26 protein-coding genes and 1 tRNA gene are annotated in these 13,388 nt (G+C 38.9%); 5 read left to right on the top strand and 22 right to left on the bottom strand.

Features of this window, described 5'->3' with window-relative positions; translation table 11 throughout:
• Nucleotides 1–3: 3 nt before the first annotated feature.
• The 4 genes from Phpb_RS08910 to folD all read right to left on the bottom strand — a co-directional run bounded on the left by Phpb_RS08910 (nucleotide 4) and on the right by folD (nucleotide 3,002).
• The gene (locus tag Phpb_RS08910) at nucleotides 4–687 is read right to left on the bottom strand and encodes a PspA/IM30 family protein (protein ID WP_065390036.1); all 684 of its coding nucleotides are present in this window, start codon (nucleotides 685–687) and stop codon (nucleotides 4–6) included.
• Between the two features lie 19 nt (nucleotides 688–706).
• A complete protein-coding gene (locus tag Phpb_RS08905; RefSeq protein ID WP_036811640.1) occupies nucleotides 707–1,123 on the bottom strand; it encodes a DUF2170 family protein in 417 nt (138 codons plus the stop codon).
• Between the two features lie 791 nt (nucleotides 1,124–1,914).
• Entirely contained in the window at nucleotides 1,915–2,127 is a 213-nt protein-coding gene (ybcJ, locus tag Phpb_RS08900) for a ribosome-associated protein YbcJ (protein ID WP_036811637.1), read from the bottom strand.
• Complete coding sequence (gene folD / locus Phpb_RS08895) at nucleotides 2,127–3,002, bottom strand: bifunctional methylenetetrahydrofolate dehydrogenase/methenyltetrahydrofolate cyclohydrolase FolD (RefSeq protein WP_065390035.1); 876 nt, start codon at nucleotides 3,000–3,002, stop codon at nucleotides 2,127–2,129. The genes ybcJ and folD overlap by 1 nt, the downstream gene beginning before the upstream one ends.
• A 196-nt stretch (nucleotides 3,003–3,198) precedes the next feature.
• Between folD and Phpb_RS08890 the strand changes: the two genes are divergently transcribed.
• Nucleotides 3,199–3,275: transfer RNA gene (locus Phpb_RS08890), tRNA-Arg, on the top strand.
• A gap of 55 nt (nucleotides 3,276–3,330) precedes the next feature.
• Here Phpb_RS08890 and Phpb_RS08885 read toward each other — a convergent pair.
• The 18 genes from Phpb_RS08885 to Phpb_RS08800 all read right to left on the bottom strand — a co-directional run bounded on the left by Phpb_RS08885 (nucleotide 3,331) and on the right by Phpb_RS08800 (nucleotide 9,889).
• The gene (locus Phpb_RS08885; protein WP_065390034.1) at nucleotides 3,331–3,525 is read right to left on the bottom strand and encodes a helix-turn-helix transcriptional regulator; all 195 of its coding nucleotides are present in this window, start codon (nucleotides 3,523–3,525) and stop codon (nucleotides 3,331–3,333) included.
• Nucleotides 3,525–3,848 (bottom strand): hypothetical protein, encoded by a 324-nt coding sequence (locus Phpb_RS08880; protein WP_065390033.1) that lies wholly within the window; start codon nucleotides 3,846–3,848, stop codon nucleotides 3,525–3,527. The genes Phpb_RS08885 and Phpb_RS08880 overlap by 1 nt, the downstream gene beginning before the upstream one ends.
• Nucleotides 3,845–4,081, bottom strand: a complete 237-nt coding sequence (locus Phpb_RS08875; protein WP_065390032.1) for a hypothetical protein — start codon at nucleotides 4,079–4,081, stop codon at nucleotides 3,845–3,847. The genes Phpb_RS08880 and Phpb_RS08875 overlap by 4 nt, the downstream gene beginning before the upstream one ends.
• Nucleotides 4,071–4,694 carry a hypothetical protein gene (locus Phpb_RS08870; protein ID WP_065390084.1) on the bottom strand — a complete coding sequence of 208 codons (624 nt, stop codon included), beginning with the start codon at nucleotides 4,692–4,694 and terminating at the stop codon, nucleotides 4,071–4,073. The genes Phpb_RS08875 and Phpb_RS08870 overlap by 11 nt, the downstream gene beginning before the upstream one ends.
• Nucleotides 4,695–4,849: 155 nt before the next feature.
• Nucleotides 4,850–5,413: a hypothetical protein gene (locus tag Phpb_RS08860; RefSeq protein WP_065390030.1), complete on the bottom strand. Its 564-nt coding sequence runs from the start codon at nucleotides 5,411–5,413 to the stop codon at nucleotides 4,850–4,852.
• A complete protein-coding gene (locus Phpb_RS08855) occupies nucleotides 5,414–5,716 on the bottom strand; it encodes a hypothetical protein (protein WP_065390029.1) in 303 nt (100 codons plus the stop codon). It lies immediately after the preceding gene.
• Between the two features lie 90 nt (nucleotides 5,717–5,806).
• Complete coding sequence (locus Phpb_RS08850; protein ID WP_065390028.1) at nucleotides 5,807–5,995, bottom strand: hypothetical protein; 189 nt, start codon at nucleotides 5,993–5,995, stop codon at nucleotides 5,807–5,809.
• 125 nt (nucleotides 5,996–6,120) lie between these two features.
• Complete coding sequence (locus Phpb_RS08845; protein WP_065390027.1) at nucleotides 6,121–6,600, bottom strand: ANR family transcriptional regulator; 480 nt, start codon at nucleotides 6,598–6,600, stop codon at nucleotides 6,121–6,123.
• 14 nt (nucleotides 6,601–6,614) lie between these two features.
• Nucleotides 6,615–6,980: a hypothetical protein gene (locus Phpb_RS08840; RefSeq protein ID WP_065390026.1), complete on the bottom strand. Its 366-nt coding sequence runs from the start codon at nucleotides 6,978–6,980 to the stop codon at nucleotides 6,615–6,617.
• 89 nt (nucleotides 6,981–7,069) lie between these two features.
• On the bottom strand, nucleotides 7,070–7,471 hold the full coding sequence (locus Phpb_RS08835) for a hypothetical protein (protein WP_065390025.1): 402 nt from the start codon (nucleotides 7,469–7,471) through the stop codon (nucleotides 7,070–7,072).
• 1 nt (nucleotide 7,472) lies between these two features.
• Nucleotides 7,473–7,706, bottom strand: a complete 234-nt coding sequence (locus Phpb_RS08830; protein WP_065390024.1) for a hypothetical protein — start codon at nucleotides 7,704–7,706, stop codon at nucleotides 7,473–7,475.
• Nucleotides 7,707–7,709: 3 nt separating this feature from the next.
• The gene (locus Phpb_RS26695; RefSeq protein WP_065390023.1) at nucleotides 7,710–7,901 is read right to left on the bottom strand and encodes a hypothetical protein; all 192 of its coding nucleotides are present in this window, start codon (nucleotides 7,899–7,901) and stop codon (nucleotides 7,710–7,712) included.
• Between the two features lie 45 nt (nucleotides 7,902–7,946).
• Complete coding sequence (locus Phpb_RS26000; protein ID WP_165603281.1) at nucleotides 7,947–8,105, bottom strand: hypothetical protein; 159 nt, start codon at nucleotides 8,103–8,105, stop codon at nucleotides 7,947–7,949.
• Nucleotides 8,106–8,188: 83 nt separating this feature from the next.
• The gene (locus Phpb_RS08820; protein ID WP_065390022.1) at nucleotides 8,189–8,482 is read right to left on the bottom strand and encodes a hypothetical protein; all 294 of its coding nucleotides are present in this window, start codon (nucleotides 8,480–8,482) and stop codon (nucleotides 8,189–8,191) included.
• Between the two features lie 66 nt (nucleotides 8,483–8,548).
• Nucleotides 8,549–8,740: a hypothetical protein gene (locus Phpb_RS08815; protein WP_065390021.1), complete on the bottom strand. Its 192-nt coding sequence runs from the start codon at nucleotides 8,738–8,740 to the stop codon at nucleotides 8,549–8,551.
• Nucleotides 8,733–8,927, bottom strand: a complete 195-nt coding sequence (locus tag Phpb_RS08810; protein ID WP_065390020.1) for a hypothetical protein — start codon at nucleotides 8,925–8,927, stop codon at nucleotides 8,733–8,735. Before Phpb_RS08810 ends, Phpb_RS08815 begins: the two co-directional genes overlap by 8 nt.
• Before the next feature lie 225 nt (nucleotides 8,928–9,152).
• Nucleotides 9,153–9,356: a hypothetical protein gene (locus Phpb_RS08805; protein WP_065390019.1), complete on the bottom strand. Its 204-nt coding sequence runs from the start codon at nucleotides 9,354–9,356 to the stop codon at nucleotides 9,153–9,155.
• Between the two features lie 125 nt (nucleotides 9,357–9,481).
• Complete coding sequence (locus Phpb_RS08800) at nucleotides 9,482–9,889, bottom strand: helix-turn-helix domain-containing protein (RefSeq protein ID WP_065390018.1); 408 nt, start codon at nucleotides 9,887–9,889, stop codon at nucleotides 9,482–9,484.
• 95 nt (nucleotides 9,890–9,984) lie between these two features.
• On the opposite strand from Phpb_RS08800, the gene Phpb_RS08795 reads away from it, so the two are divergent.
• The 4 genes from Phpb_RS08795 (at nucleotide 9,985) to Phpb_RS08780 (ending at nucleotide 13,379) form a co-directional block, all read left to right on the top strand.
• The gene (locus Phpb_RS08795; RefSeq protein WP_065390017.1) at nucleotides 9,985–10,182 is read left to right on the top strand and encodes a Cro/CI family transcriptional regulator; all 198 of its coding nucleotides are present in this window, start codon (nucleotides 9,985–9,987) and stop codon (nucleotides 10,180–10,182) included.
• Between the two features lie 16 nt (nucleotides 10,183–10,198).
• The gene (locus Phpb_RS08790) at nucleotides 10,199–10,456 is read left to right on the top strand and encodes a hypothetical protein (RefSeq protein ID WP_065390016.1); all 258 of its coding nucleotides are present in this window, start codon (nucleotides 10,199–10,201) and stop codon (nucleotides 10,454–10,456) included.
• A 404-nt stretch (nucleotides 10,457–10,860) separates the two neighbouring features.
• Nucleotides 10,861–12,408, top strand: coding sequence for a DEAD/DEAH box helicase (locus tag Phpb_RS08785; RefSeq protein WP_065390015.1), 1,548 nt, complete (start codon nucleotides 10,861–10,863; stop codon nucleotides 12,406–12,408).
• The gene (locus Phpb_RS08780; protein ID WP_065390014.1) at nucleotides 12,405–13,379 is read left to right on the top strand and encodes a DUF7146 domain-containing protein; all 975 of its coding nucleotides are present in this window, start codon (nucleotides 12,405–12,407) and stop codon (nucleotides 13,377–13,379) included. The genes Phpb_RS08785 and Phpb_RS08780 overlap by 4 nt, the downstream gene beginning before the upstream one ends.
• Nucleotides 13,380–13,388: the final 9 nt, after the last annotated feature.

Genomic DNA, 13,388 nt, shown 5'->3' with positions numbered 1-13,388 from the left:
TATTTACTTGCCAAGGATACGAGCAAGTTCATCTTCTGCGGACATAGCGCTTGACGTTATACCAGCTTCTTTAAGCTTTTTATCCAGATCACTGGAAGTCATACTATCGTGAAGCTCTTGCTGAGCTTCGAACTGAGCCGCTTTCTCAGCCTGACGTGACTTGATGCGCTCAAGGGAATCAAGGGCGGTAGATGTTTTTGAAGAAGCACCAACAACAGAGCTATGCGTCGCAGCCTGGGCTTTCTGCACCTGTTCAGTTGCCTTAACCAAATCAACCTGATTCTCAAGCTGAGACACCTTCTTCTTCGCTTCTTGCACATTGTGTCGGTGCATCGCTTCAGTCTTCTGGAACGATTCAAACAACGCTTGCTCTCTTTCCAGTTCATCACGCAGGGTCGCAACTTTCTGAGCACACTCCAGAGCAAGCCCATTGTCGCCTTTACCCGCAGCAGAGCGAGCATAACCCTCGTACTCTGTGATACTATTTTTGATATCAGCAACCTTTTTCTCTGCCATTTTCCGCTTAGCAATAATGCTAACCAGGCTTTCATCCGCACGGCGGATTTCTGCTTTTGCTTCTCGGATTTCCTGATCAAGAATCGTCAGCGCGTTGCCATCAGCGACAGATTCTGCCGCATTATTTACCGTTCCTTTAATTGCCTTAAAAAGCTTTTTCCATACATTCATTGATATTTCCCCTACACTGTTATTTTAGGAACTCAGAATACGCATCAAGAAGCTCAGTGATGTTGGTAAACAACATAGAGACTTCGATGACAACGCTTTCTTGTTTTGATTCTGATGACAATGAACCAAAAGCGGTATAGTAAGATTGACCATCGACTTTAGTTATTCCAACTGAAGTCAGAGGAATCATTTTGTGCGTTTCTAAAATAAACTGATTTAAAGAAGCGGGATCTAAAACATTCTCTTCCGAAAACAGTAATGCCTCCACTGTAATTTGCCTGCCGCAAATCGCCAGATGTGCTTTAATTCCGTCTTCGTTAGTAATTGCAAGACATTCACCTATTTGCTCTACAGTCCAGTCGTTACCAGATTCATTAAGAGCTTTAATCACTTGATTTAATTCCAAACTATCTACTCCACTGGTTTGTTTTATCATTAAAATCAGCATATTAAGTTTAAATTATCATCAGATTATACATTTTTCAATAAGTATTACGTTAAAATAACCCAGCATTAAACCTAAAATATTCATAAGTATGGTAAATACTAAAAACGCATAAAACCTTAAATACAGCATTACTGAACATTATTAAAACTTTATACCCTTCGCTAAGTGACCTTGTACTATCTCAATACCTCTTCTGCACAAAACACGATGAGAGTATTCGCATGAAAAAACTTACCCTGGTGGATGATTAAAATCACGCTTAACTAAGGTTGCTTTATAGTTTTAGCGTTCACAGTAAATAAAATAGAGAATTGCAGGGTAAAATAAAAACTTCCAGTAAAATCAATCGATATTGATAAAAGTATCTATTTTGGTTATCAGCTCATTTAACCTTATAATATTGAAGCCAAAATCTTTTCAAACTCCCATTTATCTCCAACATAAAAATCTTTTCTACTTAGCGCTTCTTACATTCAACAGAGATTAACCTTATGCATTAACTATCAGATTTAACCTTTATTTACCGTCATAATCTTTTCATCACCATTTTAAATATCTGTTTTCACTTCATTTGAAAACTAAGAAAGCCGATTTATACAATAAACAGAAAAGCGATAATTATAGATATTAAAAGGGTGATAAAACATTTATATTTTTACTATTTTACATTGAGATATCTTTTAACGACAGATAGTTAGGTTAACTGACAGTAAAAGCTTGTCGGAAAAACTTTACCTACAATCTGCGGCTCCCTTCATCTTTAAGGGAGCCAGCTTTAATCATTCTTTAATATGAACAGATTTACCATTAAAGGTAACAACCTGCCCGGCTATCGCTTTATAACGTTTACGGGTTTCTATCTGACTATTAACTTCAACCAGACCTTCAGCAATAACCGCTTTAGCGCTAGCGCCGCTTTCACTCCACCCTTGAAACTTCAACAGATCACACAACGCCACATAAGGGTGGCCTTCTAAATAAAAAATTTCCATCAACAACCTTCAATTGTTTCCACATCATGGTATTCCTCGCAGGCTTGCAAGGTATTCTGGATAAGTGTCGCGACTGTCATTGGGCCAACCCCTCCCGGAACCGGAGAGATCCAACTCGCACGCTCTAACGCGGTTTCAAAATCAACATCACCAATCACTTTGCCATCTTCCAGACGATTAATTCCGACATCAATAACAATAGCGCCGGGTTTAATCCACTCACCGGGGATAAAGTTTGGTTTACCGACAGCCACAATGAGTAAATCCGCATGTTCCACATGATGACGTAAATCTTTAGTAAAGCGATGAGTCACCGTAGTGGTACAGCCAGCCAATAACAGCTCCAGGCTCATTGGGCGACCAACAATATTTGAAGCGCCGATAACGACAGCATTCAACCCATAAGTGTTAATTCCACAACGCTCAAGCAACGTTGCGATACCGCGCGGCGTACAGGGGCGCAACTTTGGAGCACGTTGACACAAACGACCAATATTATAGGGATGGAAGCCATCAACATCCTTATCAGGCTGAATACGTTCCAGAACTTTGACATTATCAATACCGGCAGGTAAAGGGAGCTGAACCAAAATTCCATCAATTTCTGAATCATTATTAAGCTGATCGATAAGATTCAACAACTCTGCTTCACTGGTGGTATCTGGCAGATCATAGGAACGGGAAACAAACCCGACTTCCTCACAGGCACGGCGTTTACTTGCGACATAAATCTGAGAAGCGGGGTTTTCACCGACTAAAACAACGGCAAGACCAGGAGCACGTCTTCCGGCAGCAACACGTTGTTGAACACGCACTGCTACTTCACTTCTGATTGTCTGCGCAATCGTTTTCCCGTCAATAATTTTTGCTGGCATGTACGAATAAATCCATAAATCAAACATTGGGATACTGCCTATTTTGTCAGAACATGAACGTGCTGTCAGTTTTATTGATAATCAGAAAATAGCCAGATGAAGACTTATAAGCAGAAAAGCCATTGACTCAATGGGTTGTCACCGTATAATCTCTCCCCGCATCAGAGCATTACTGATGCAGCTCATCTCCCAAGATGCGCCCTTAGCTCAGCTGGATAGAGCAACGGCCTTCTAAGCCGTAGGTCACAGGTTCGAATCCTGTAGGGCGTACCAGAAAAATCAAAGAGTTACCCGCATCCCTGCGGGTGTCGTTAGAAAAGCAGGTGTTCTAGCGGGTGTCGTTAAGGTTTTGCTCCCTTACCCATCTTTCATATACGCTTTCAGGCCATCCGAGAAATGTTCCACCTGGGGTTTTTTCAGGTTTGGGGAATTCTTTCCTCTTTGCCCACATTCGCCATAACGTAGGATGGCTTTTGCCTGTTAGCTTGCACATCTCTTTCAGGCCAATATATCTTGTAGCCACTATTCACTTCTCCTATAACCGTTATCCAGAATCACCCTTGCCACTGTTGTTGGCGTTGCTTTTCCCTCCCATGTGACATCAAAAATGATGTTATCCAACTCAGTCCTGAAAATATCGTTTAAATCTTTTGGTCTTTCATTATGGGGCACCCAATCAGGCACGCCGTTCATAACATCAATTATGAGCAATATTATTTCTTCCTCTGAACGTTCTGGTTTACGATATCCAGCTCGCCAAATTGCAGTAGTGATCTCAGTAGGATTACTCCAGACCGATTCAATAATTTGAACAAGAGAGGAAACATCATGATTATTATCAGTCATCTACTTTCCTTTGCTGGTGGTGATGCCAATTTACTAACTAATATAGATATGATTTCATTTTTTCTATCAGTCAGCTTGTGCCAATTTTCATCATCATCACAGAATGCTTTTATTATAGATTCATATTCAGCTAGTTTCTTTTCTAACTCTGAAATATGACATTGACTATCGATGAGATTATTTTCTGCAATTGTTAACTTTTTTCTCAATAGATTCATTTCGTCATGATTCATCATCAACCCTCTCTATATATTCATCAAACTTACTGATACCCCAAACGATTGCATATAAACACCAGATGTAATGGAATTTATATTCCATGAAATCATTTTCCCAAAAATCTAAGAAAATATCAGGCTCATCATCATAATCTCTAATTGCTGATACTGCATCATATTCATTATGCGAGCATGAAATGATCTCTTCGATTGATTCTTTTATTTCTTCGAGAGCATCATCAGAAATATCATCGTTATCGTCAATGAAATTATTAAGAGCTTCACTAACAACATCTTTGAATTTCTCAGATGACCATTCTTTATATATTTCTTTGTTATATCCAACGCCGGTTTGTAGCTTTTCTGCCCAATAATCCGGGTTTATAGATAATTCACCGCTTGAATCTCTGAAAAAACGGAACATATCTGTAACACGAGAGAATGTAAAACAACCCATATCACCTGATATGCACAGATATCCCGGCCACGTCACTATATCGAAATAATATGCACTACTGTTATTTTTACTGAATCGTAAATGACGATATAAGCTATCATTATGTAATATTTTAATGCTGTGGTCTTTAGTGTCTTTCTTGAATCGCTCTAATATTTCTTTAATTTCCATAATCATTCATCTCTTTTTTCTCAATAATATAGAACGCATCATGTCCACATTTTGGACATATGCTAATGTTCACCCACGAATTATCTGGGTCTTGTATATAAATGCGTTCGTGGTCATAATGAATATGCTTACATCTGCATTTTGCACATTTGTATTTATCGTTTTTCATTATTTACTTCGTCACCTATAATTGCTGAAATATTTCCCTGCGACCACGACAGCGGCCCACAATTTCTAATTGCTATATTTAATATTTCAAATGCCCCCTGTAGTTCTGATGGCAATTCTCCGTCTGGCGGCAAGTCATCACAAAAATAATCCTCGCCGTCTATTTCAGCCGGATAATTTGGCTCACAAATAACAAGCCTTAATTCTTTCGGACTTATATTGTTTTCATTGCAATATTCTAATAAATCATATTCATCCCAAAAATATTGATCGGTATTAAAAATGGCGATCGGTGTTTCCCTGTCCCATTCTTTGCGCTCCATCGCGTTAAATTCCTCGTTATTTTTTTCCTCACGACAGATGCTACAATAATCGTTTCTGCGAACAATTGGGTGTTCAGGATTATTTTTGCATTTGCGATGAGTGGAACCCGAATAACGTGCCATGTCCTCATCATCGCCCCAAAAACTACCGTCGCTAGCAACCCACCCCGTGACTATTTTAATGCTCGCAGCTTCTTCTGAGTCGTACATAATTATTTTTTCGCTCATTTATTTATCTCCGTCGAGTAATCTGTCTGCATATTCCTGAATTGCATTAGCTTTAATTTTCCTGATTTCAGCAATTATTTGATTTGGCGAGCCTGTATCATCTTCCGCTTTAATACCCGCCGCATTAGCTATAGCAGCAAGACCCTTGCAAGAATCAAAAAACATTTCTTTATAGCTATCGCGTTCTTTACGAAGAAATTCCAGCTTATCAGCAATCTCATTCAAAATTAAATAATCGTCACAACTTGCTGTTCTTGCTAATTCGTGACATGCGGATATTAAAGACTCTGTATTTTTAGTCATGATAATTACCTTTTTTCTTTGTTAAGTAATTAGAGCAAATATGTTAGACGCTTTTACTCTAATTAACGAAAATAATTAAATTTCATATTTTTAATGAAGATAATGCCGACTACTGCTAATTAATTCATTATCCATTAAGCATAACAATTTATTTTTTAACTGAGCAATGACTTGCTTTTCTTCGCTTGCTATATTCAGACTTTCTCCCATAGTCCACTCCACGTGACATTTATTTAAGTCTTCATCAAACGAGATAATAATTTCTAACCGTGCAGCCATAAATCACCTCTTTCACTGTAACGCTTTATTCAAAAATTCAATGTAACTAAAGAAAGAAATAACACCACCAACAATTACAGACATAGTAAATATTACAAAACAATAGGTGATGAAATTCTTCATTACTATCTCTCACTGTGATGTGGTAGCCGAGCTTTTCTTGCACAACGTTTAGCATCAATAGTGCAACGCTCTCTCTCTTTATCAGTCAGTGACCAATCAATAGCTTCACTATAAACTTCACTCGCTCGCCTGAATGCTCCACGCTCTTCAAGCTCTTTAGCTTTCTGTATTAACTGTTGAGCATCTTTCATGTTGGTACTCTCCTTTTCTTTATCAATATGGGTCTTTAATGCGTTTGCTAGTAGCTTCGTTTCTTCCTCTTTTTTGCGACGTTGTTTGTTATCTGCCCGCCATTGCTCATAACGCTCATGTAATGAATGACGCTTTAAATTCAGCTCGGAACGATATTCAGCCCATTTACGATTATTTGAATGTTTTGCATGTTCAGCGACTTTATTCCAAAAAATGGCGGCTGTCTCATATTTTTCTTCACGCTTACTTTGAATAGCTCTTTGTGAGAAATTAAAATAAGTGATATCCATTGTTGAACCTCTACTTACTGAAATATGTATTCTGGTGAAAATCCACTGTGAATAGCTCTTTCTGCAATTAATTTAATAAGAACACACATAAAATCATTTCCTTCACCCGTTAATCTATCACCATGTTTTGATAAACAATCACTGTAACTATTTAAAATATAATTATCCGCTTTACATCGTGTATATTCGTTATAAGCAGGCACTTCGAAAAACACATGCAAAGCTTTTCTTAATATCTCTTCTGACAATTCAACAGTACACATAGAGCCATCGTGAAGACTAACAGCAATACAATGGCTACTGGTTTTCTCTGTCATTGCATCGAGTTTTGCAGCTATTAAGCGATTTCTGTATCGTTCAATTAATGTTTGATTACTCATAGATACCCCTTTGCTTAGGCTGAGATGATCCTCAGCCATTAAACTGTAATTAAAGTCCAATAAGTTATTGAGTTAATTAGAGTCTATATTTAAAACTCACCTCTACTTATTTTAATCAGAGCGTCACGAAGTTGATGAACTGCTTCTTCTGTTAAATAAATACGACGTGAATTTAAATAGTTATAATCAATATTATCGGATTGCCATATACATGAATCTACACCAGTACCATATAAAGTTGTCATTATATAATATTCATCACCGTTTTTTAGCTCATAATCGACAGGCTTCGGAAAACTCACTTTGCCGACTGTTATCATTTCAGGCTTTCTGCGATAAGTACTTCTATAATCCCAAGATGGATGAGTGATTACATTTTTCCACAACCCCATATTGTCATCATGATATTCCCACAGTTTCCACGGTTCATCAGTTTTCAATGCATCTTGTGCATATAACGCCATATTTTCAGCATGTACGTGTGCAGCCATATTATTCTTCCTCTCTTTTAATCACGGAGTAACCATTTTCTTCTAAATAATTAACAATATCTTTCTCGCCAATTATTTTTAGTATATCCTCGCAATAAAATTCGTTAATCATACTTTGCAAGCTTTCTTCGTTTACGCCAGATACTTCAACTGAGATTCTTTCTATTTCGGATGGCATAATTCTTACGTCTTCACACCATATTTCAAAACTGTAAGTATCTTGTATTTTCATCATTGTTTAATCCTCTAATTCGTCTCGATAGTTTACCCAACAGTCTAATCGAATAAATCTATTATCAGATTCGATAACAACATTTTCGGGTTCAACTGCTAGCCATCCGCCGTTAAATTCGTCAGGAATTTCTAGTTCGCGACTCTCCCAGTCCTCGAAACGTTCTTTTAATAGTTCAATTAGTTCTGCTATTGTCATGATGTGTACCCCTTTATTAATTTAGAAAGCATCCTTGCCAGTTAATTAAAAATCAATCCATTGCCGCGCGTTATTTCTATTTCTCCACGCGAGAGAAACATACATCTTTCGCATTTCAGAACCGCGACGATATATTTTAGCTTCTGATAAATAACGAGCTTGTTCAGCTTTGCACTCAATTGCAAATTTCATTTTTGATTTCATTTTTAACCCTCATATACCTAATTTAATAATTGGCTTCCCTGCCAATGATTCCCTGTCATTTTCCCGGTGTGGCGCAATAATTATTATATACAAACATGGGCCAATTCTTTTTCTAAAAACTTAATTACTTCTTTTAATTTCCTTTCTGATGAAATTGTTGCAGGTAGTTCTTCTTTTATTTCTATTGGTAAATAGATATTCCCTTTCCACGTCAAATCATTTTGATTATTGAACATTGTGAAAAGAGGCTCACTGTATACCTCCCCATTTTTATCTATTTGACTGAACCAAACTTGATTCACGCCATCCAATTCTAAAATTTCTATATCGATATTACGACGTTTAGAAAAATTTATTATTGATTTGCTGATATTCATATTTAAACACTCGCTATAATTAATTCTGATTTTCACTCTTAACTAAATAAAGAAGATAGCGTTATATTAAGTACGTTTCACCTCTACGACCTCAGCGTCAACTGTTTCAATAATAGTTTTGCTATCTGGCATACAAACCCGGCGTATCCCCTGAGCAGCTTTTTCAGCTCTTCGATATGTTTTGTATCTGTTGCGGAAAGTTTCTGTTGTTACCCGCCCTGTCCGATAATTTGTAGTTGTGATGATTATTTTAAACATGATGCACCTCATTATTTATTTGCCCCATCCATATAATGAAGTACCCTGAAAGCATTTCGGATAACGCATCTTTGGCTTGCTGATAACTTTCAGCCACATATTTAACTTTAACAATGAACTGTTCAGTATCTGCGTGTTTTTTGACTGCAAAAATAAAAGTCTTTATGTTAGTATTTGTATTGAACATAGTAATTGCACCTCAGTTATGTTGTTCAGGCTCTGGTGGTGACGCCAATCGACACCAGAGCCATTAATAATTAGTTAAATTTTTTTATACTTTGATACATGCCATTGACTTCCATCCCTCATTATAAGTTTCATCTTTCACCTCATAATCGATTTAAATTTATATTGATAATTTTTTAGCTGTGTAGTCTTATCACTACCCATTATTTATTTTGATAAAATGGACTTACAGAATAGTGTCTTCAATTTTTTTTATATGTCGATCGTTACCAAGAGTCATCAGAACTGAATTTAATTCAGTTATCTTTTCTAAAATAACCATATCTACAAGTGAGCGCTTGACAGGTTCTTGTTGTTGAACAGAAAACTCTTGCAACAACTCCAACGTGCCAACAATAGTACGGGCTTTTTCCAGGTGAGAATCAGTCATTTTTTACATCCTCGCATCATAGTATCAACCAGTTCTATAACACTATTGATCAAGTTTACTTGAATTTCAAGTGCAAAAATCAATTATTTTTTAAGTTTTTGCACTTTAACTCATAACTAATTGTTTTATATATTGTTAATATTTTTTTTAACTTTATTTAATTCATTCTCTAGTGCTTTAGCATGTTTTGAGAGTAACTCTTCAGCAAATTCAACAATTTTTGCTTTTTCTTTATCAGGAAGCAGATCAAATATTTTAAGTATTCTGTGACTGCTACAGTTACCTCCAGTGTAAGTAGTGACTTGATTATCAAAAGAATCCTCTCCATTAAGAAGCCAAGATACGCTACATTGAAGGACTTGCGCTAGCTTTTGGAGATTCTCACTACTTAAGTTTGTTTTGTTTTTTTCCCACAGTGATATCGCAGCCATTGACACACCTATCTCTTCGGCTACTTTAACTTGGGTTAAACTAAGCTCCCTTCTGCGCGATTGTATTCTTTCTCCAATAGTCGCTTTATCTATTGATTGCATACATACCTCTAGTGTAACTTGATTTTATCAATTATACTTGAATTTAATTTCAAGTTTATTAAACTAAATTTTAATTTAGTTAGTAAGGCAAATCAATGTTGAAATCAAGTGTAATTTCATATTTCGGTTCTAAGAGAAATGTAGCTAAGGCTATGTTGATAAGTGATCAAGCTGTTGGACAGTGGAAAGAAATTATCCCGGAAAGGGCTGCTCTCAAGCTTGAGAGACTAACGAACGGAAAACTTGAATATAACGAGAAGTTGTATCGCAACAGTGTCAATTATGTTCTCTGAACAGGTAAAGGTATCAATGCCTTTGTATTTTTATCCGTCTGACCAGAAATGGATACAGGAGATGTTACTAAGGCTTGATCCGGCTACTCGCGGGAAAATCTCAGTCAAATATGCTGAGGTTTATCAAGCGGCATGGGATGAAGAACAAATTTCGTATCGTAAAGACAATGCAGCACGGCGCCATGCAAACATCAGGCTACGCGAATTTGTGACGAAGTATGCCAAGGCGAGCCAGGGTTATACAGAAAAGCCTCAGTCAGTGAAAGAAGTTTGAAAAGCCTTTTAGACGTCTAACCATCCATATGAATTTGGGAAGAGGGGAAAACTTTCTAGGGGGGTAAGGGGGGTGATCTTTGAAAGGGGTGTTAGGGAAGGCACTGCCAAGGAAATACAACACAGATCTTATAGAAGATCGCTATTGAGAGATTAAGCCAAAGTGCGTCTAGACGTCTAGATGGTCGCATTAATATCGGCAAGTCCGTGTTCCCTAGCTGTGTAAACAAGTTAACAAGAGGTATTGATGAAGATCGGAAAATATTTAAAGAGGAGCAAGAGACCGGCTAGTGGAACTTGGGGAAGCGAAACCAAGCCAGCTCTTGCAATAGGCACAACAAAGCATTGGGTACCTGAGGGCGATTATGTCACTGAATCAACCTTAAAGGAATCGGGAGGTAAAACATGCTAACAATCACACCGAATTTTGCTCAAGAGCGTGCATTGAACATGCTGCGCCGAAACTGGAAGCAGTACGCATCATTCATGGTATACAGTCCTACTGGCTCAGGCAAAACCGGACTGGCGGCATTCATCGTTGACGGTTTTGTCTCACGTGGGATGCGTATTCTGTTCACCGCGCCATATACCACCCTGATCACCCAGACAGCTAACCGGTTTATTGAGTACGGGCTACCAGAAGATGAAATTGGGTTTATCTGGCGTGACCACCCGAATTACGACCCCATTCGCATGATACAGATCGCTTCGGCTGACACACTGATTCGTCGTGATTTTCCAGACAATATTGATCTGCTCATCATTGATGAAGCTCATTTGCGTCGTAAGAAGTTGCTTGAAGTGATTAATTATTTAACCAATGACACAAATGTAAAAGTAATCGGGTTATCTGGAACGCCATTTGCATCGTTTCTGGGGAACTATTACCAGTGTTTGATTAAGCCAACAACAATCAAAGAGCTGATAGCACGCGGTGATCTTAGTAAATACGAGTTTTACGCACCAACTCAGCCCGATTTAACCGGAGTCAAGACGACCTCTAATAGTGAGTACGGTAAAGACTATAGCGAGTCACAAGTCGCAGAAATTATGGGTAATACAACGCTGGTGGGAGATGTTGCCCGTAACTGGCTTGAACATGGGCAAGATCTACCAACTATCTGCTTTTGTGTCAACGTTGCACACGCCAATTTTGTCACCATCGAATTTAATCAAGCAGGGGTCAATGCCGAGGTAATGACAGCGAACACCCCTCACGAGGAACGGCAGTTAATCATTCATCGTTTTGAGCTAGGAGCAACAAAAATCATCGTTAACGTGGGTGTATTAGTTGCAGGGTTCGATAGTGATGTCCGTTGCATCATTTACGCCAGACCCACTAAATCCGAGATCCGCTGGTTACAAACAATCGGCAGGGGATTGCGTACAGCCCCCGGTAAAGAAGCTTGCTTGGTATTCGATCATAGTGGTTCAGTTCACCGACTCGGTTATCCAGATGATATCGAGTATGACAAATTGCCATCTAAAAGTGACGGTATGAAAGAGGCTTCTCGCGGTACTGACAGCGACAAAGCTGAAAAACTCCCGAAGGAATGCCCCAGTTGCCACTTTATGAAGCCGGTAGGTGTTTATGTTTGCCCGAAATGCGGATTTAAGCCCTTAAGTGGTGAAGATGTGGAAGTGGATCGTTCTCGCGGGCTGAAAAAACTCAACGGCAAGGACCGTATTTACAGTAAGAAAGAAAAACAAAGCTGGTGGTCACAGATTAAATATTACCAACGCCAGCGGGCCAACCAAGGGAAGCCTATCTCTGATAACTGGTGTAAGCATACCTTTAGAGACAAATTCAGCGAGTGGCCGAACGGCTTAAATGATCACCCAGTAGAGATCACCCCGGAAGTGAACAATTTCATTAAATGGAAATTGATTGCTTATGCGAAGAGCCAGGAGAAAAAACAACTCAGTTCAGCCACGCAGGGAGGCAGCGAATGAAAACAACGGATGCAGTTATCGGGAATTGGTCGAAAGTCTTTGAGTATTATGGCCTGCCTCCTATCACCGGAAAGAGACACTACAAAGGCAAATGTCCAATATGTAGTCAGAAGGGAAAATACCGCTGTGACGATAAAGATGGTCGGGGAACATTCATTTGTGTCTGCAACATTGGTGACGGTTGGAAATTACTTGCACTGACTCAGAAGAAGGATTTTAAAGCGCAGGCAAAAGAAGTTGATGAAATTATTGGCAATACGTATATCCGTCAGCCTGAAAGCGCTCAATCTTCTGCCAATAAAGATGGCCGGTCATCATTTCGTGATAAGGTGATTAGGAAGTATTCCACACTGGCGAGCCTGCGCGGAACGTCAGCCGAAAGCTATTTACGCAACCGGGGGATTAACTGTTTACCCGTCGAGCAAATCAGGTATTGCAATCATCAGCCCGTGGGAATGAAAGCTTTTCAGGCCATGTATTCTCTGGCGACGGACGATAAAGGCGCACTTTGTTACTTGCACAGGACATTATTAGAGGGTGACAAAAAAGCCAATATGGATATCGCCAAGCAGATCTATTCCCTCCAGTCTGATGATTATTTAAAGCACACAGGCTCTGTTGCTATTCGCCTGTTTCCAGTTTCATCGACGTTGGGGATCTCAGAGGGCATAGAAACAGCACTGTCCTGCAAACAGATATACGGTTGCAACACCTGGTCGGTGATGAATGCCGGATTTATGGGGAAGTTCCGGGTACCGAAAGGGGTTAAACACTTAATTATTTTCGCTGATATGGATCTGCATTCAGCGACCGGGCACGCGGCCGCGTTTGAGTGTGCCAGGGGCAATCTCATTGCCAAAAACGATGTAGAAACGGTCAGTATTCGTTGGCCTGATCACGGTGATTTCAATGACGTACTTGTTAACGGTGATGAAGTACGTGAACTGTCTTTTAAGAAGTGGGTGGAATAATGCCACAAG

The sequence above is a fragment of the Photorhabdus namnaonensis genome, assembly GCF_001684335.1.
In the GTDB taxonomy this organism is placed as follows: domain Bacteria; phylum Pseudomonadota; class Gammaproteobacteria; order Enterobacterales; family Enterobacteriaceae; genus Photorhabdus; species Photorhabdus namnaonensis.
The sequence above is the reverse complement of the archived record's forward strand: the minus strand, read 5'-3'. Positions and strand labels throughout refer to the sequence as shown.